Consider the following 16,678-nt stretch of genomic DNA (forward strand, 5'->3'; position numbering starts at 1 on the left):
ACATGACTGCACCAGAGAAGATTCCCAACGCGGGGAAGAAGGCGAAGGACCTCAACGAGGTCATTCGCTACACCCTGTGGTCCGTCTTCAAGCTGAAGGATGTGCTCCCCGAGGACCGGTCCGGCTACGCCGACGAGGTCCAGGAGCTCTTCGACCAGCTCGCCGCCAAGGACATCACCGTGCGCGGCACCTATGACGTCTCCGGTCTGCGCGCGGACGCGGACGTCATGATCTGGTGGCACGCGGAGACGGCCGACGAGCTGCAGACCGCGTACAACCTGTTCCGCCGCACCAAGCTGGGCCGTGCGCTGGAGCCGGTGTGGTCGAACATGGCCCTGCACCGCCCGGCCGAGTTCAACAAGTCGCACATCCCTGCCTTCCTGGCCGACGAGGTCGCCCGCGACTACGTCAGCGTCTACCCCTTCGTGCGCAGCTACGACTGGTACCTGCTGCCCGACGAGGACCGCCGCCGGATGCTCGCCGACCACGGCAAGATGGCCCGCGGCTTCCCGGACGTCCGCGCCAACACGGTCGCCTCCTTCTCGCTGGGCGACTACGAGTGGCTGCTGGCCTTCGAGGCCGACGAGCTGTACCGCATCGTCGACCTCATGCGCCACCTGCGTGCCTCCGAGGCCCGTATGCACGTCCGTGAAGAGGTTCCCTTCTTCACCGGGCGCCGCAAGTCCGTCGCCGACCTGGTGGCCGGGCTCGCCTGAAACCTCCCCAGGGGGGAACGGCCGGAGGACTGACCTCCTCCGGCGGATCGGGAGGCCCTGCCCCCGAAACGACGCAGCCGGAGACCCCGCCCCGGAAGTTCAGACGGCCGGAGGCAGCAGAGCCCCGGGTACCTCGGATACCCCGGGTACCTTCCCGGGCTCTGCTGCCCGGTCGTCCAGCGACACCGGTGCGGGCTCCGGATGCGGCGCACACCTGACGCGCCACCCCGGAGCGGCCCCTGTCAGCAGATACCGCTCCACGTGCCCGTCCACGCACGCATTGCGGCCGCCGACCACCCCGTGGGTGCCGGCCCCCGCCTCCGTGACCAGCGCGGACCGTCGGCCGAGCCGCCGCTGGAGCTCCAGCGCCCCCGGGTACGGGGTCGCCCCGTCCCGCTCGGCCGCGACGACCAGCGTCCCCGGGAGCACCGCCGACTGCTCGCCGGGGAGCGCGGCCGACTGCTCGCCCACCGCCACCGGCCGCTGCCGCTCGCGGACCGGCCAGTACGCGCACGGCAGGTTCAGGAAGGCGTTCGCCCACGTCTCGAACGGCGCCCGGCGCGCCGCCTCCGTGGTGTCGCGGTCCCAGACCGCCCAGTCCGCCGGCCAGGGCGCGTCGTTGCACAGCACCGCCGTGTACACGGCCCGGGCGTTCTCCCGGGCGGCCGCCGCGGCCGGGTCACGGTCCGGCCGGGCCTGCTCGGTCAGCGGCGCCGGGTTCCCGGCCAGGAACGCCGACAGCGCCGCCGCCCGCTCCGGCCACACCTCGTCGTAGTACGCGGCCTGGAGGAACGCCGACTGGAGCTCCCCGGTCCCGACGGCCCCGCCCGCCGGGGCGCGCCCGACCGCGTCCCGCACCTTCTCGTAGCTCGCCTGCACGGCCTCCGCGGTGCTGCCGAGGCCGTACACGGCGTGGTGGCGGGCCGCCCAGGCCCGGAAGTCCCGCCAGCGGCGCTCGAAACCGGCCGCCTGGTCGAGGTTGTTGAGGTACCAGATGCGGCGCGGATCGGGGTTCACGGCGGAGTCGAGGACCATCCGGCGGACGTGGCCCGGGTGGCGGGTGGCGTACACCGCGCCCAGGTAGGTGCCGTACGAGGCCCCCATGAAGGTCAGCTTCGGCTCGCCGAGCGCGGCCCGCAGGACGTGCAGGTCGCGGACGTTGTCCAGGGTCGAGTGGTACGGCAGCGCCGCCCCCGACCGCTGCGCGCAGCCGCGGGCGTAGGCCCGGGCGGCCGCGATACGGGCGCGCTTGTCGGCGGGGGAGGGGTGGGCCGGGAGCCGGGTGGGGCCCGCCAGGGCCGGGGCGGCCGGGTCCTCGCAGGACAGCGGGGCCGTGCCGCCGACACCGCGCGGGGCGTAGCCGACGAGGTCGTAGGCGGCGCCGATGCGCTCCCACTCGGGCAGGCCGGCGACGAGCGGGAAGAACAGCCCGGAGGCGCCGGGGCCGCCGGGGTTGTACACGAGCGCGCCCTGCCGGGCGGCCCCGCCGCGGCCGGTGGCGGGGGCCCTGCTGACGGCGAGCCGGATCTGCGGGCCGTCGGGGCGGGCGTAGTCGAGGGGGACGGTGAGCGTCGCGCACCGGATGGGGGAGGGCAGTTCCTCTGCCTCCGGGCACGGCCCGAAGACCAGCCCGCCGCCGGTCGGCCGCCGGGCCATCCGCCGGGCCACGGCCTCGGCCCCGGCGTCCGCGGCGGCGGCCCGGCGGGCGGGGCCGTCGTCCGGAGGGGCGGCCGCCCGGGCCGGGGCCGGGCTGCCCAGGACGAGGCAGAGCAGGGCCGCGGCGGAGGCGGATGCGGTGGCGTGGCGGCGGTCGGGCAGGGTCGTCCTCACGGTCCTCATGGCGGCCGCCCTTCATCTCCTCGGATCATCCGATGAGATGCGCCGGGCGGGTGCTTGTACAGGACCCCCGCCGGGTGTTGCCCGCCCGCCCCCCGATCGAGGGAGCGTGAGCGTCAGGAACTGCTGCTGCTACTGCTGCAGCTGGACCCGGACGAGCTGGAGCAGCTGGACCCGGACGAGCTGCTGCAGCTGGACCCGGACGAGCTGGAGCAACTCGACCCGCTGCCAGAGCTGCTGCCACTGCCACCGCCGCAGCTGGACCCGCTGCTGCCGCAGCCCGAACCGGACCCGCCGGTGTCGCTGCTCGCGCACCAGACGACCGGTATCGCGTCCGGAGCGGAGGACCCGCACCCGTCATCCGAACCGGAGCGGCGGGGGCTGCCAGCCGCGCCGGAGCCGGCGTGCCGGGACCGGTGCTGGGCCGCGGCCAGCCGGGTGTCCCGGGCCGCCGGGACCAGCAGGGACCGCAGGTACGGGTCCTGCAGGCCGGGCAGCCCGAACAGGGCGGTCCGCACCTGCGGGCTGCCGTCGCCCCCGTACAGGGCCCGCATCCCGTGCAGGGCCCGCTGCCCGGCCGGGGTGATGCGCCGTTTGGGCCGCCGTGCGCACTCGACGCCCACGACGATGCCGACGACCAGGACGGTCGGGTACAAGCCGAGGATGACCGAATCCCCGGAGCCGGAGCCCGCCTCGAAGAGGTACATCAGCACCCACAGGAACAGCAGGGCCGCGCACACGGCCGCCTGGATCCTGCCCCAGCGCCGCCACGCGCGCCCCCAGCCGGGCGGGGCGAGCAGCCCGCGGTGGGCCAGCGCGTCCCCGGTCTCCTGGACCGAGGGGTCGATCATGGCGGCGTACCGCACCTGGTACAGCCAGCCGGACGGGGCCTGCGGGTACGCCCGGAGCACGGCGCGCTCGGCCGGGTCGGCGGCCCGGGCCCCGGGCAGGACCTGGACGATGCCGGGCCCGCCGGCCACCATCCGGCCGTCGGAGAGGAGGGAGACGAGCGCGGTGTCCACGACCCCGCCCGGCCCGCCCGTGAGGAACGCGGCCTCGGACAGGTCGTGCAGCCGCGGCGCCGGGTCCGCCGTACGGGGCATGGCGCGCCACAGCCCGAAGCCGAGCAGCAGCGAGGAGACGGCGACGGCGATCCAGACGCCGAGGGCGAAGGCGTTCACGCGGCCCTCCCCAGCGGGGTGCGGGCCAGCAGGGTGCGGGCCCAGCGCACGATGCGCCGCGGCGGCCTCGCCCCGGCCCGGTCCTGCCACCAGGCGGTGAGCCGGCGCCGGGCGGCGGGGTCGGCCGGCAGGTCCCGGATCAGCAGGTCCTCGGCGAAGTCGAGGGCGTCCCGGCGGTATCCGCCGGTCATGGGGCGGGAGCGGGCGTACGCGAGGAAGGCCTCGCGGAACGCCGCCCGCCCGCCCAGGATCCCGGGCAGCTCGGGGGCGACCTTCGCGACGACGTCGGCCCGCTTCGCGGCCAGGGCGCGCGCCTGCACCCGTACGCGCTGCCGGTCGAAGCCCTCGGGCACGGGCGTCCCGGCGACCAGGGCGGACAACAGCGCGGCCTGCTCCACCCCGACCCGCGTCCGCGCGGTGCCGAGGTCCGTGGCGGTGGCGGTGGCGGTGGGCACGGCCGCGGCGACCGCGCCCTTCCCGGCGGTGTCGACGGCCGCGCGGATGGCGTCCAGCTCCCCGGCCAGCTCCTCCTCCGCCGGAAAGTCGTCGTCGCGCTCCAGCAGCACCCCGGCCGGGGCCGTCCGCCGGCCCAGCTCCGCCAGGATGTCCAGCACGGCGGGCGGCACCGGGTGCGCGTGCGTGTCGTGCCACACCCCGTCCCGCTCCACGCCCCCGGCGACGTGCACGTACGCCAGCGCCTCCAGCGGAATCCCGTCCAGCACCGCGGCCGGGTCCTCGCCGCGGTTGACCCGGTTCGTGTGCAGGTTCGCGACGTCGATCAGCAGCCGGACCCCGGTCCGCTCCACCAGCTCCGCCAGGAACTGCGCCTCCGTCAGCTCCTCGTCCGGCCAGCGGATCAGCGCGGCGATGTTCTCCAGCGCGAGCGGCACGGGCAGGGAGTCCTGCGCGATCCGGACGTTCTCGCACAGCACGTCGAGGGCTTCCCGGGTCCGCTGCACCGGCAGCAGGTGGCCGGCCTCCAGCGCCGGCGAGGAGGTCCGTACGAACGCGATGTGCTCGGTGACCAGCGGCGCCCCGAGCGCCACCGCCCGCTCGGCGAGCGCGGCCAGCTTCTGCGCGTCGGGCCGGTCGGCTCCGCCGAGCCCCAGCGAAACCCCGTGCGGCACGACGCGCACGCCGCGGTCGAGCAGCCGCCGCAGCGGGTCGGGCAGATGGCCGGGGCAGATGTTCTCGGCCACCACCTCGACCCAGTCCAGGCCGGGCAGCCGCTCGATCGCGTCGGCGATCTCCGGCCGCCAGCCGATGCCCACCCCGAGTCGTTCCATGGGCTTCATGTCCCCCTCGCCCCCTCTCAGCGGTCCGCGTACGGGCCCGTGTGCCGGTGTCATGACCCCGCCGGAGCAGGACCAACCACGGGAGGGGGACGTTCAGAGCAACATTTGAGGTTCCACGGCGGTCGGCGGCGTCAGCCCTCGACGGACAGGATTGCCGTGCTCGTCCACGTCCCCCCGCGTGGCAGCCGGCTCGCCGATCGCGGCGTCCGGCACGGCCATCACGTGGTGACGTCCTCTACGTGGCCGCAGCCGGCGCACACCCTGAGGTCGCGCTGGCGCCACATCGTGCGGCGGCAGAGCGGGCATCCGCTGGTCTGGATGCCGTGCGGGCCGTGCGGGGGCGGGTCGGGAGTGGTCGCGGCGTACTCCTCGATCCGGGCACGGAGCCGCGGATCGGTGGTGTCCGCCATGCTGAGCAGGCGCGCCAGGCGTGAGCGGGCCTCGTCTGCGAAGTCGGTCCTGGTCATCTCGCGCGCAGGGTACGCGGCCGGGCGGCCCGCGCGGCGGCGGATGACTCGGACGAGTGGCCCTTTTCATCCTCGTCCGCCAGCGGGACGGGTGTTCAGGGGCAGACGCGGGCGGTCCCGCACCCTCCGCCGCAGCGACCGGCCGACACGCCGGGTCGTCGCGGCGGTGTGCGGCCTGCGGCGCAGGTCAGCGTGGTGCGAGCCACCCAGTTGAGCACGCCTCGGCGCGGGCGCGCTTCAAGCCGCGTTTCGAAATCCGGTTGTTGGCGGTGACGTCCGCACACGATCCTCCTGGCATGGACCTTCCACAGCAGGTCATCGAACTGGACGGCCTGACGCTGCGCTGCTTCAACGGCGAGGCGGACCTTCCGGAGTTCTTCCGGGTCATCGAGGAGTCGCTGGAGCACCTGCGCCCGTGGATGCCCTGGGTCGCTGAGCACAGCCTGGCCAAGACCGCCGATTTCCTGGCCCGCCGCCCGGAGCTCTGGGCCAGTGGCGAGGTGTTCACCTACGCGATCTTGGCTGACGGGGCGATCGTCGGCGCTTGCATGCTGTTCCGGCGCGCGGAGAGCCCGGACAACGGCCGTGAGGTCGGCTACTGGCTGCACCCTGCCGCCACCGGCCGCGGCCTGGCCACCCGGACCGCCCGATCCCTGGTGGAACAGGCCTTCCGCCTCCCCGGCGTCGATTACGTCGAGGTCGTCCACGACCCGGCCAACCGCGCCAGCGGTGCCGTCCCGGCCCGCCTCGGGTTCACCGAACACCTCCGCCGCCCTGCCGAACGCCTCGCCCCGGCCGCGACCGGCGAGGAGCAGGTCTGGCGGCTGACCCGAAGCCGGGGGAACACCCCCGCCGCCGCAGAGGCAGGTTGACTCATGGCAGCGCCCCCATGTATCCGGGTGGGTGGATGCGCGCGTTCTCGCCCCCGGCCAGACCGGCTCCCACGGATGGTCGGACCGGCGATCACTCGGCAATCCCCAACAAGCACCGCCCCCGGTCCAAGCCGAGGCGCTGGGGTCACTCTTGGTCCAGCGGCCGCATGATGAACCCGCGGGCCGGGGGCAGCTGCGGCGGGCCGGCCGATGCCGTCCCATCCGAGGAGCGCCCGCTCGATGTCGTCCCACAGGGAGACGGGGCCGCCCTGACGTACGAGCCATTCCCCGTCGTCCTGCACGAGCTCGGCGAAGGACTCGCGGTCCGGGTCGAAGAGGTAGAGGAGGGCCGCCCCATCACCGGCCCGAGCGCGCACGACTTGAGCCGTCGGTGCTGCCAGCTGGGCGAGGACGGCCTGCATCGGATCGTCAAGGGCGGCAGGGGCAACGAGGGCTCGCCGCTCGCCGGTCGGGTACGCGACGCGGGAGGACAGGTCTCCGGCGATCGGTGCGACGGCCTGGGAGCGTGCCTGCATGAAGTTGGCGTGGGCGGCGAACCGGCCCTCCGCCGTCCCGTCCTCGCGCACCGTGACCTTGGCGAGAGCGGTCCCGGTGAGGAGTGACCCGACGGTGGCGAGGATGATGCCGCCGGGGCGGGTCTGGCGCACCCAGGTGTAGGGGATGCGCCGGACCCCGCAGGTGGCGATCACCCTGTCGTAGGGCGCGCGGCGGGGCAGACCGAGAAGCCCGTCCCCGTGACGGTCCAGGTGGAGAACCCGGCGGTCTCCAGGGCCGCGTCGGCGCGGGCGGCGACTCCCGGATCCACCTCGATCGTGGTGACGTTGTCCTCGCCCAGGCGGTGGCACATCAAGGCGGTGGAGTACCCGGTGCCGGTGCCGATCTCCAGCGCACGGTGCCCGTCCTCGACCTCCAACTCCTCGATCATCTCCAGAACCAGCTGCGGAATCGTGGACGACGAGCTCGGGGTACCCGGTACCGGGCCGGGAGTCCGGTCGGCGGTGAGGTGTTCGTCGAGCTGCGTGACGAGGGACTCGTCGGTGTACGCGATCCGGGTCCACTCTGCCGGGTTCGTGCCGGCCGCGGTCACCGGCCGCCAGAGGCCGTTGCCGGCGGGCAGGAAGACGCCGGGGTTCAGGAACAGTTCGCGGGGGACGGCTTCGACGGCCTTCCGCCAGGCGGGGGTGCGGATGGCGCCGGCGGCTTCGAGCCGGTCGGCTAGGGCCTGCCGTTCGGTGCTGGTGTCGATCAACGGGTTCCTCCTTGGGCGAGCAGGCCGGCGAAGGCGGCTGCCATGGGGAGCCCGGTGTGCTCCTGCAGCCAGCCCCACTGACCGTTGGGGTTCAGTTCCAGCAGCCAGTGCGTTCCGTCGCGGTCGGCCGCGAGGTCGAAGCTGCCGGAGGAGAGGCCGAAGGCGTCGAGGAAAGCGAGCAGGGCCTTCTCCAGCGGGGCGGGCAGGGTGACGGCCGAGTAGGCCAAAGCAGAGTAGTCCCGCCGCCAGTCCAAGAGATCCGAATCGATGCGTACGGCGAAGACCCGGCGGCGCACGGCCAGAACACGGACGTCACACACCTTGTCGGCACGAACCTGAAAGAGGTGCGGGACGACTCGAATTCGGTCATCGATCTCGTCCACAGTGACCTGCTCTGCCCACGACACGACGGGTACACCGTCCCGCTGGCAGGGCGTCGCCCGCAGCGTCTTGTGGATCACCTTGGGGTGAGCGGCAACGAACTCGCGTGCAGCGGACGGGTCGTTGGTGATGAGGATGGCGGTACGGCGAGACCGAGGCGGTGTGCGATGGCCAGTTGGTGGGGCTTGTAGTCGGCTTCGCCGTTCCGCACGGGGTGGCTGACCCACAGCGGGCCGTCGAGCGAGTGGAGGACGCCGCCGAGTCCGTAGCGTGTTTGCGCGGCGGCGAACCGGGCGTCGTCGGGGTTCAGGTGGGGGAAAGCCGGCCAGGTTGGCCGGCGCCAGTACACGGCCCGCACGTCGTTCAGATCGGCGGTTCTCGACGGGGTGAGCAGCCGCCCGGCTGCGTGGGCCGGGCGGCTGCCGTACCGAGCCGAGACCGTCAGGCCGTCGCCGATGTCGGCGGGGTTGAACCTGACCACCGGCACACTTCGCCGGTTGAGTTCGGTGATCACCATGTCGGCGGTGAGGTCGTCCGCTTCAGTGGCCACCAGTACGGGCCTCTCCTCGGTCGTACGCATCAGTCCTGCTGGCTGTCCTGGTCGCTGCCCTGGTCGCCGGTTCCCGGCCCGCCGTCGGGGCTGGTCGAGGTCGTGGTCCCCGTGGCGCTGCTGGTGCCGTGCTTGCCCATCTCGACCACCCGCCCGTACCGGTCGCGGAAGACGCCGAGCTGAGTAGCGGGATCGATGGTGACCGAGGCGTGCGGGACGAGCACGGTGGTGGCGTAAGGGGCGAGCCGGCTGCTCCCCCACGGGACTCCGGGCGCAGAAGAGGTGATGGACACGGAACTCCGATCGGTGGATGAACCCGATCCCGGACGGGACCGGGAAGTCAGTGGTGCAGACGGCCGGGCGGGAGTCTCAGGGGCGTGCGATGCCGGCGACGAGCAGGCCGAGGGTCGTGAGCAGGGCCGCGACGTACAGGCCTTCGAGGACGCGTCGGGTCACGACGCGCTCGCCTCGTCTGCGTGCTCCAGCGCGCGCATGAGCTGCCGGATGATCCTGGCGAGGCCGCGGGCGTGGTTCCAGTTCGCGTGGGGGCCGGACCCCAGGGGGCCGACCGCCGTGAAGTACTCCCATTCGGTGAGGGCCTCGAACGCCCCGGCGGGGCGGTGCTGCGCAGGTGTCCCGGAGAGGGCGCCGTGGAGCTTCTGCCCGCAGGTGATCAGGGCGTCGGTGAGCGCCGCGACGCCCTCCGGAGCAGGCCGCTCGCCGTACGGGGCGAGCGCCCGGGCGACCAGTTCGGTCGCGTCCACGTGATCCTGCGGCATGCCCATGCCGGTGCTCCCTACCGTCGTCGGCTGGTGGTGTTGCCAGCGTGTCGGGGCTCGACCAACGCCCGCCAGGAATGTGCACAGTTGTGCACAACAACCCCGGGACGGGCGACTGTCCCAACAGGCTCTTGACCCCTCAACCAGCCACAAGGAAGGTGGTGTTCATCCGTGCACACCCCAAGCTGCGGAGGCAGTCATGGCGCTACGGTTCATCGGGATCGACCCTCAGTCGCACGACGGCGAGAGCCCCACCGTGTGGGTGGACGAAACGAGCAGAGAGCTGGTGTTCCAGGGTTGGACGCCCAGCCCGGAACTGGAGGCAGAGTGCGCAGCGACGGAGATCCCCGGTCACGGCATCGGGATCCCGGCCGGCGAGGCCGTCGTACGGATGCCGGCCCGGATGACGGCGGTGATCAGGGAGGCATGCGATGCCCTTGACGGTGCCGACCTGGCCTGACCTGCTCGGCTCCGCCGAGCACACAGCCGTTCATCTGGAAATGCGTGACTCGTACGCCGTCGACTACGAGAAGGGACCTTTCGCCGACTGGCGGGCCGGCCACCGTCACGAACCTGCCGACCGGGCGTCCTGGTGGCGCCCGTGGCTGGACCTCATCGCCGCGACCGTGGCCCGCGGCGTGGTCGTGCGGCGTGCCCGCATCGTGTCCGAGCCGGTCAGCGAGTACACACGATTCCTGTACGACGGGACATTCACCAACGTGGCGGCCGGCGAAGAAGTGCGCTGGCTGCCACGGCGGCAGGCCAGCGCCCTGACCCTGCCCGGAAACGACTTCTGGCTCATCGACGGCCGACTCATCCGCTGGAACCACTTCAGCGGGGACGGTGCATCAGCCGGCGGTGAGATGAGCGACGACCCCGCCGCTGCCAAGCTGTGCGCCGATGCGTTCGCCACGGTCTGGGAGCACGCCGTTCCGCACGACCGGTACGAGATTCGGTAGATCCGTGCCCGCGTCCCCGTCTTCCGCTGCGCAGGCCGCCCGCCGAGCTGTGGCTCAGCGGCTGCGTGATGTGCGCGTGGAAGCGGGGCTCACGGGCAGTGAACTCGGCGAGCGATGCGGCTGGACACACTCCAAGTCCAGCCGCATCGAAAACGCGGTCACCCCACCGTCGCCGGACGACATCCGCCGGTGGTGCGCGGCATGCGGTGTGCCGGACCAGGCCCCCGACATCATCGCCTCGTCACAAACGGCAGAGTCCCTCTACGTCGAGTGGCGTCGCCGAGTCCGCACCGGCCTTCGGCAACTGCAACAGAGCTACGTCCCTCTGTTCCGCTCAACCCGTCTCTTCCGCGTTTACTCCGCGACCCTGGTACCGGGGCTCCTCCAGGCCGAGGGCTACGCCACGGGATTGCTCCGCGCAATCTCGAACTTCCGTGAAATCCCTGACGACGTGGCCGACGCTGTCGCAGCCCGCATGGAGCGCAACGGCATCATGCGCGAGCAGGGCCGGAGGTTCGTGATGGTCGTCGAAGAGTCTGCGCTCCGCTACCAACTCGCCGATCCCGAGGCCATGGCGGCCCAGCTGGGCCACATCCTGACGGCCGCGGCCATGCCCGCCGTCTCGGTCGGCATCATCCCCATGGCGCTGCAGGAGCGAACACAATGGCCCCTGGAGACGTTCCACATGTACGACGACACCCTGGTGTCAGTGGAGCTCCTCGCCGCACGGGTGACGGTGACCCAGCCCAGCGAGATTGCGCTGTACGAGAGAGCGTTTGCAGAGCTTCGGCGGATGGCGGTCTACGGCCCGGAGGCCCGTGCTCTGATCGTCGCGGCCATTGCGGCCCTCCGGCAGTAGGTCCCCGGAACGCGGCGGCGGTGATCCCTCGTGCAGGTCAGCGGGGTGTGAGGCGGGAGCGGAGGGACGGGTGGTCGGCGATGACCGTGGCGCTGCCCGGGGCGATCTCGCTTACCCCCAGGGAAACTCTTGCACTGCGATGTACAAGATCCAGGGGGTAGTAGCGCGCCCCCGGCTCCTGTACCTAGGCCGTGTATCGAAAGTGGATCTTGAGCTGTGAATGATCTCGGTTCATGGGTCGGGCAGATCTCACGGACGAACAGTGGGCGGTGCTGGAGCCGTTGTTGCCGAAGGGCACGAGGGCCGGGCGGCCACCCATCTGGCCTCGGCGGCAGTTGATCGACGGCATACGGTTCCGGGTCCGGACCGGTGTTCCGTGGCGGGACGTGCCCGTCGAGTACGGACCTCGATACCCTGGGCTACGTGGTGGAGGACGCGGCCCGCCCCGGGACGACACTCGTCGTGGAGACCGGTCGACCGGCCGTCGTGGAACCGGACCCGGTGCCGACCGAGCTCGTCCTGCCGCGCGACGGCGCCGCTGGAATCCGGGCTGCGCGGTCGAGCGGCTGGACGGCCCGCTCCGACGGCTCGCCGTTCGAGCTGCGCCATTCCGCCGCCGGCTGACCGGGACGGAGCGCCGGAGGGGCCAAGAAATGGTTTGCCGACCCGGTGGCTGTGTGTCACCGTTCGGCCTGGACCGGCAGTTGATCATCGGCGGCCGGTCGATGTCGACATGTCGGCGGCCTCTCGGGGATCCACCGGAGAGGTGACGAAACGATGGGAACCGGTGCCGTGGGGAACAGTTACGAGGACGAGTGTCGCCGGTCGTTGGCCGAGGAGCAGGCGAAGAGCCTTGCGGAGACCAACGACTGGGAACATGTGGACAGGGAGCGGGTCCACCAGGACTGGGACGTCCTGTACCGGGAGATCACGGCTTTCCTGGACGGCGGCTCCCTGCCAGGGGACCAGCAGATCCAGGAACTCGTCCGCAGGCACTTCGACATCGTCTGCCGGTTCTACACCCCCTCCAGGGAGGCATACGTCGGCATGTCGCTCTTCTACGCCGAGGACGAGGCCATGAGGGCGTTCCACGATTCCTACCACCCCGGGATGGTCGAGTTCCTGGGCGCCGCGATCAAGGTGTTCGCCGAGCAGGGGAGCGGGTTCGCCCCCAGCGCAGGGGCCGAGGCTTCGGCGTAGTCGGGCGACACGGGCCAGGACATGCATGGGCGGGGTTCAGGCCCAGGGGTTGTCGCAGCCCCTGGGAGGAGGAAGCAGAGACCGGGGTATCGGGCTGGTGCCGAGGCAACATCGTGCGTGAGGACGACTTCGTCTGCGTCTTCTGCGGGAGCGATCTGCCCGCGGCGTGGAACGTGGATCCCGTGGCGTGAGACCGGGGGTCACAGCCACTCGTTAATGGTCGCGACGAGGATGGTCGCCTCGTAGCGGACGGCGAGCTTGTCGTATCGCGTGGCGACAGCGCGATGTCTCTTGAGGCGGTTGATCCCGCACTCGACCGCGTGACGCTCGCGGTAGTCGGCCGGGTCGAATCGCGGTGGCCGGCCGCCGCGGGAGCCGAGCTTCCGGCGGTTGCGCGCCTGGTCGGCCTTGTCTGGGATGGTGCAGCGGATCCCGCGTCGGCGCAGGTAGGCGCGGTTCTTGCGGGAGGCGTACGCCTTGTCGGCCCGCACCCGGTCGGGGCGGAGGCGTGGCCGGCCCGGCCCGATGCGAGGCACGCGGATCTTCCCCAGCACGGGCTCGAACTGAGGCGAGTCGCCGCGCTGACCGGCCGTGACCACGATCGCCATGGGCTTCTGACCGTGCTCGACAGCCAGGTGCAGCTTGGTGGTGAACCCGCCGCGCGAACGTCCCAGCCCGTGATCGCCGGGCTCGGTGAACACGCCACCCGGTGGTTCTTTCTGCAGGTCACCCTGCTTGCGGGCCCCGGCCGCATGCTGATGAGCTCGGCACACCGTGGAGTCGACGCTCAGGTCCCATGTGATCGCACCTTCCGCGTCGGCCAGGGACTGAAGAAGGGTGAGGATCCGGTGCCAGGTGCCACTCCGCTGCCATCGGCGGAATAGGTCGTAGATCCGGCCCCACGGTCCGTACTCGACGGGCACGTCCCGCCACGGAACACCGGTCCGGACCCGGAACCGTATGCCGTCGATCAACTGCCGCCGAGGCCAGATGGGTGGCCGCCCGGCCCTCGTGCCCTTCGGCAACAACGGCTCCAGCACCGCCCACTGTTCGTCCGTGAGATCTGCCCGACCCATGAACCGAGATCATTCACAGCTCAAGATCCACTTTCGATACACGGCCTAGCGCTAGCGCCGCATCAGGCAACGTTCGCCCTCTTGCGGCTTACGCCTGGGCCCAGACGCCCAGTTCGTTCCCGCTCGGATCAGTGAAGTGGAACCGGCGTCCACCGGGGAACTCATACGGCCCGTTCACCACGTGGCCGCCCGCGTTCTTCACAGCCTCCACAGACCCGTCCAGGTCGGTGGAGTAGAGCAGCACCAGCGGGCCGCCTGCCTGCGCCCCCTGGCCCATGCGGAGGCCGCCCATTTCGGGTGCGGCTTCACCCTGCGGACTCCGGATGCCGGCGTACCCCGGCCCGTAGTCGTTGAATTGCCAGCCGAACGCATCGGTGTAGAAACGCTTGGCCTGCTCAAGGTCGGTGACCGTGAGCTCCACGTAGTCGATGGCATGGTGTCGGCGGGGAGATGGCTGAGTCATGGGCTGCATTATGAGCGTCGGGTACGACACCTTGCGCTGGAACCGTCAGCTGGCGCCCTGATGGTGATGTTCCCGTCCGGTTGCCGTCATCAGCGGCACAGGGCGGCCACAATGATCACGTGGCTGAACGTGTCCGGGTGCGGGAAATAGATGACGACGAGGGGCGGCGGCTGCTGCGGATCATCCGCCGGGGCACCGGCTCGGTGGTGACCTGGCGGCGGGCCCAGATGGTGCTGCTGTCCGCGCAGGGAATGGCCGTCGACAAGATCGCAACGGTGACGTTTACCGGCCCGGACCGGGTCCGCGACGTGATCCACAACTTCAATGCTGACGGGTTCGACTCGCTCTATCCCAAGTACAAGGGCGGCCGGCCGAGCGCGTTCACGTTGCCCGAGCGGCGCGAGATCAAGAAGATCGCCAAGTCCAAGCCGGCCGAGCACGGCCTGCCGTTCTCGACCTGGAGTCTGGTCAAGCTGGCCGACTTCCTGGTCGCCGAGGGGGTGGTCGACGACATCAGCCACGAGGGCCTTCGGGTCCTGCTCCGCGAGGAGGGCGTGTCCTTTCAACGCGTGAAGACCTGGAAGACCTCGAAGGACCCCGACTACGAGGCGAAGAAGGCCCGTGTCGAGCACCTGTACGCGATCGCCGACGGCGAGGTGATATCCGAGGAAGGCGAGCCCGAAGTCATCTTCTGCATGGACGAGTTCGGGCCGCTGAGCTTGTCGGTCAGCAGGCCGAACCACCGCTCGACCTGGTTGATCCAGGACGAGCCTGTAGGGGTGAAGTGGACATGGAAGCGGGGGTGCCTGGCCAGCCACGTCCGGACCTCGGCGGTGTTGTGGGTGGCGTAGTTGTCACAGACCAAGTGGACATCGAGCCCGATGGGCACGGCTTTGTCTATCGTGACCAGGAACTTCTTGAACTCGATGGCCCGGTGACGGCGGTGGAGTTCGCTGATGACCGTGCCGTCGGCGATGTTGAAGGCGGCGAACAGGCTGGTGATGCCGTGCCGCAGGTAGTCGTGGGTACGGCGTTCGGGCATGCCCGGCATCATCGGCAGGACCGGCTGCGAGCGGTCCAGGGCCTGAATCTGGCTCTTCTCGTCCACGCATAACACCACGGCCCGCTCCGGCGGGTTGTGGTACAGCCCGACGACGTCGACGACCTTCTCGACGAACCGCGGGTCGGTGGAGAGTTTGAAGGAGTCCTGCAGGTGAGGTTTGAGCTCGAACCTCTTCCAGATCCTGCCGATGGTGGACTTGGACAAGCCGCTCCGGGCAGCCATCGAGGCTCGCGACCAGTGCGTGTCCTCGCCCGGCGTGGATTCCAGGGGCGCCACGATCACCTCCTCGACCTGATCAAGCAGGATCGAGGGCGGCCGGCCCGGGCGGGGCTCGTCGTGCAGGCCGTCGAGTCGTTTGGCGATGAACCGGGCCCGCCAGCGGTCCACGGTCGACTGATCGACCCCGAGATCCGCTGCGGCCTGCTTGTTCGTCCCGCCCTCCGCGCACCGCAGCACGATCTTCGCGCGAAGCGCCAGGAACTGCGATGTCTTCGCCCGCCGGGCCCACCGGATCAGCTGGGCCCGTTCGGCATCACTCACAACGAGATCGGCCTTCGGCCTGCCGATGCGAGCGGCATCCTCGAGCCCGGCCATCCGATCGGCCGCGAACTTCCCCCGCCACTTCCGTACCGTCGCGACGGTGACGCCGACCTCCACTGCCACCTGCGCGTTCGGCGCCCCATCAACGCAGGCCAGCACGATGCGTGCCCGCTCCGCAAACCGTGATGCCACCGCCCCACTCGCCCAGCGGATCAACTCCACGCGTTCCTCATCGGACAGGCGGATTTCAACGGCACGATATTGGTGCTGGTCGATGTGGCCTCAGACATGCGGAAGCCCCGGCCGGGTTGAAACCGGCCGGGGCAGCGTGACGACAGCTACCTCGCGACGACGAACCCGCGAGCGGGCTGCCGGGCGCGGGCAGCCGCCGCAGCGGTGAGGGTTGCGGCCGTGACGTCCCGGCCGGCATCGTCCAGCACCCGCCACGCCCCCGCGGGATCCTCGGGGGTCACCGGCGCCAGGGTGCCGGGGATGCCGTGCTGCCGCATCGCGGCGTGCAGCTCGGATACCTCATGAGCCTTCAAGCCCTCACCTCTCAGTACGTGCTGCCGTGTCGGCGACCCTACTCCCCGTCGCCCCCACCACCGTGGGTGGCGCAATTGCCCGGATTGATCGGGCCGCACCCGCCAGGCATCGGCGTGTGCCACGTGATCGCGGTCACGTCGATGTCCTGCTCGGCGGGGCCGCGCCACAGCTCCAGGTCGGGCTCGAAGCCAGTCGCGCGCATCGTGTCGAGGGTGCGCTCGATGATGTCCGCATCGAAGCCGCCGTCCTCCGGCTGCTGCGGGTAGTGGTGGACGAAACCGCCGAGGGACGCGCAGAGCTTGGCGTACAGCCGGGTGTGGAGGATCAGCGCGTGCCATCCCTCGTCGACCACCGGGGAGGGCGAGATCGAGGTCGTGGGATAGGCCGCCGCGGTGGCTACGAACGCGATGCCCTCGGCGGTGATGCGCTCCGCCATCTCCGGTGTCATGCCAGGGTTGTTGCCGAGAACGGTGCGTCGCACGCGGGCGAACTCGCCGACCGTGACGAGGTCACGGGCGTTCCGGCACGTGGCGACCGGCGGCGGGGCGGGGTTCTCCGGCGGGATGTTCTTGCAGGCCATAGGGTCTCCCAGGTGTGAGGTCCGATGGTGCACGGCCCGGCCCAG

At 71.2% G+C, this 16,678-nt stretch carries 17 protein-coding genes and 5 pseudogenes; 9 read left to right on the forward strand and 13 right to left on the reverse strand.

Annotation, left to right across the window (positions count from 1 at the left end; translation table 11 throughout):
- Positions 1–2: 2 nt before the first annotated feature.
- Positions 3–716, forward strand: a complete 714-nt coding sequence (gene hemQ / locus ACIQUT_RS00640) for a hydrogen peroxide-dependent heme synthase (protein WP_361089588.1) — start codon at positions 3–5, stop codon at positions 714–716.
- Positions 717–815: 99 nt separating this feature from the next.
- On the opposite strand, the gene ACIQUT_RS00645 is transcribed toward hemQ, so the two are convergent.
- The 4 genes from ACIQUT_RS00645 to ACIQUT_RS00660 form a co-directional block, all read right to left on the reverse strand.
- On the reverse strand, positions 816–2,555 hold the full coding sequence (locus ACIQUT_RS00645; protein WP_403557775.1) for an alpha/beta hydrolase: 1,740 nt from the start codon (positions 2,553–2,555) through the stop codon (positions 816–818).
- A gap of 113 nt (positions 2,556–2,668) precedes the next feature.
- The gene (locus ACIQUT_RS00650) at positions 2,669–3,733 is read right to left on the reverse strand and encodes a TIGR04222 domain-containing membrane protein (protein ID WP_403557777.1); all 1,065 of its coding nucleotides are present in this window, start codon (positions 3,731–3,733) and stop codon (positions 2,669–2,671) included.
- Complete coding sequence (locus ACIQUT_RS00655) at positions 3,730–5,019, reverse strand: DUF692 domain-containing protein (protein WP_403559237.1); 1,290 nt, start codon at positions 5,017–5,019, stop codon at positions 3,730–3,732. Before ACIQUT_RS00655 ends, ACIQUT_RS00650 begins: the two co-directional genes overlap by 4 nt.
- Positions 5,020–5,246: 227 nt before the next feature.
- The gene (locus ACIQUT_RS00660; protein ID WP_403557779.1) at positions 5,247–5,495 is read right to left on the reverse strand and encodes a hypothetical protein; all 249 of its coding nucleotides are present in this window, start codon (positions 5,493–5,495) and stop codon (positions 5,247–5,249) included.
- 296 nt (positions 5,496–5,791) lie between these two features.
- Between ACIQUT_RS00660 and ACIQUT_RS00665 the strand changes: the two genes are divergently transcribed.
- The gene (locus ACIQUT_RS00665) at positions 5,792–6,367 is read left to right on the forward strand and encodes a GNAT family N-acetyltransferase (RefSeq protein WP_403557781.1); all 576 of its coding nucleotides are present in this window, start codon (positions 5,792–5,794) and stop codon (positions 6,365–6,367) included.
- Positions 6,368–6,528: 161 nt separating this feature from the next.
- On the opposite strand, the pseudogene tgmC reads toward ACIQUT_RS00665, so the two are convergent.
- The 4 genes and pseudogenes from tgmC to ACIQUT_RS00685 all read right to left on the reverse strand — a co-directional run.
- Positions 6,529–7,637, reverse strand: a pseudogene (gene tgmC / locus ACIQUT_RS00670) (ATP-grasp peptide maturase system methyltransferase); the annotation flags it as partial.
- Positions 7,634–8,598 (reverse strand): annotated as a pseudogene (gene tgmB, locus ACIQUT_RS00675) (ATP-grasp ribosomal peptide maturase). The pseudogenes tgmC and tgmB, both read right to left, overlap by 4 nt.
- On the reverse strand, positions 8,598–8,861 hold the full coding sequence (gene tgmA / locus ACIQUT_RS00680) for a putative ATP-grasp-modified RiPP (RefSeq protein ID WP_403557783.1): 264 nt from the start codon (positions 8,859–8,861) through the stop codon (positions 8,598–8,600). The pseudogene tgmB and the gene tgmA overlap by 1 nt, the downstream one beginning before the upstream one ends.
- Before the next feature lie 159 nt (positions 8,862–9,020).
- Positions 9,021–9,353, reverse strand: a complete 333-nt coding sequence (locus ACIQUT_RS00685) for a DUF6415 family natural product biosynthesis protein (protein ID WP_403557785.1) — start codon at positions 9,351–9,353, stop codon at positions 9,021–9,023.
- 193 nt (positions 9,354–9,546) lie between these two features.
- On the opposite strand from ACIQUT_RS00685, the gene ACIQUT_RS00690 reads away from it, so the two are divergent.
- From ACIQUT_RS00690 to ACIQUT_RS00715, 6 genes and pseudogenes are all read left to right on the forward strand, one after another.
- Entirely contained in the window at positions 9,547–9,807 is a 261-nt protein-coding gene (locus tag ACIQUT_RS00690; RefSeq protein WP_403557787.1) for a hypothetical protein, read from the forward strand.
- Positions 9,779–10,306, forward strand: a complete 528-nt coding sequence (locus ACIQUT_RS00695) for a DUF6879 family protein (protein ID WP_403557789.1) — start codon at positions 9,779–9,781, stop codon at positions 10,304–10,306. Before ACIQUT_RS00690 ends, ACIQUT_RS00695 begins: the two co-directional genes overlap by 29 nt.
- A gap of 4 nt (positions 10,307–10,310) precedes the next feature.
- Positions 10,311–11,165, forward strand: a complete 855-nt coding sequence (locus ACIQUT_RS00700; RefSeq protein WP_403557791.1) for a helix-turn-helix domain-containing protein — start codon at positions 10,311–10,313, stop codon at positions 11,163–11,165.
- 233 nt (positions 11,166–11,398) lie between these two features.
- Positions 11,399–11,569, forward strand: a pseudogene (locus tag ACIQUT_RS00705) (transposase); the annotation flags it as partial.
- Between the two features lie 19 nt (positions 11,570–11,588).
- Positions 11,589–11,789: a hypothetical protein gene (locus ACIQUT_RS00710; protein ID WP_403559353.1), complete on the forward strand. Its 201-nt coding sequence runs from the start codon at positions 11,589–11,591 to the stop codon at positions 11,787–11,789.
- Between the two features lie 153 nt (positions 11,790–11,942).
- Positions 11,943–12,365, forward strand: coding sequence for a TipAS antibiotic-recognition domain-containing protein (locus ACIQUT_RS00715; protein WP_403557793.1), 423 nt, complete (start codon positions 11,943–11,945; stop codon positions 12,363–12,365).
- Between the two features lie 200 nt (positions 12,366–12,565).
- Here ACIQUT_RS00715 and ACIQUT_RS00720 read toward each other — a convergent pair whose 3' ends face one another.
- Together ACIQUT_RS00720 and ACIQUT_RS00725 are read right to left on the reverse strand one after the other, a co-directional pair.
- Positions 12,566–13,441, reverse strand: coding sequence for an IS5 family transposase (locus ACIQUT_RS00720; protein ID WP_403557795.1), 876 nt, complete (start codon positions 13,439–13,441; stop codon positions 12,566–12,568).
- Positions 13,442–13,529: 88 nt separating this feature from the next.
- Positions 13,530–13,904: a VOC family protein gene (locus ACIQUT_RS00725; protein WP_403557797.1), complete on the reverse strand. Its 375-nt coding sequence runs from the start codon at positions 13,902–13,904 to the stop codon at positions 13,530–13,532.
- Positions 13,905–14,023: 119 nt separating this feature from the next.
- Here ACIQUT_RS00725 and ACIQUT_RS00730 point away from each other — a divergent pair.
- Positions 14,024–14,626: pseudogene (locus ACIQUT_RS00730) on the forward strand (helix-turn-helix domain-containing protein); the annotation flags it as partial.
- Here the strand turns inward: ACIQUT_RS00730 and ACIQUT_RS00735 are convergent.
- From ACIQUT_RS00735 to ACIQUT_RS00745, 3 genes and pseudogenes are all read right to left on the reverse strand, one after another.
- Positions 14,626–15,783: pseudogene (locus ACIQUT_RS00735) on the reverse strand (IS630 family transposase); the annotation flags it as partial. The pseudogenes ACIQUT_RS00730 and ACIQUT_RS00735 sit on opposite strands and share 1 nt — an antisense overlap.
- A 62-nt stretch (positions 15,784–15,845) precedes the next feature.
- On the reverse strand, positions 15,846–16,052 hold the full coding sequence (locus ACIQUT_RS00740; RefSeq protein ID WP_403557798.1) for a hypothetical protein: 207 nt from the start codon (positions 16,050–16,052) through the stop codon (positions 15,846–15,848).
- A gap of 38 nt (positions 16,053–16,090) precedes the next feature.
- Positions 16,091–16,633, reverse strand: coding sequence for a glycine-rich domain-containing protein (locus ACIQUT_RS00745; protein ID WP_403557800.1), 543 nt, complete (start codon positions 16,631–16,633; stop codon positions 16,091–16,093).
- Between the last annotated feature and the right edge of the window lie 45 nt (positions 16,634–16,678).

Origin of the sequence: Streptomyces sp. NPDC090445 (genome assembly GCF_044769385.1) — a bacterium.
Taxonomy (GTDB): Bacteria; Actinomycetota; Actinomycetes; order Streptomycetales; family Streptomycetaceae; genus Streptomyces.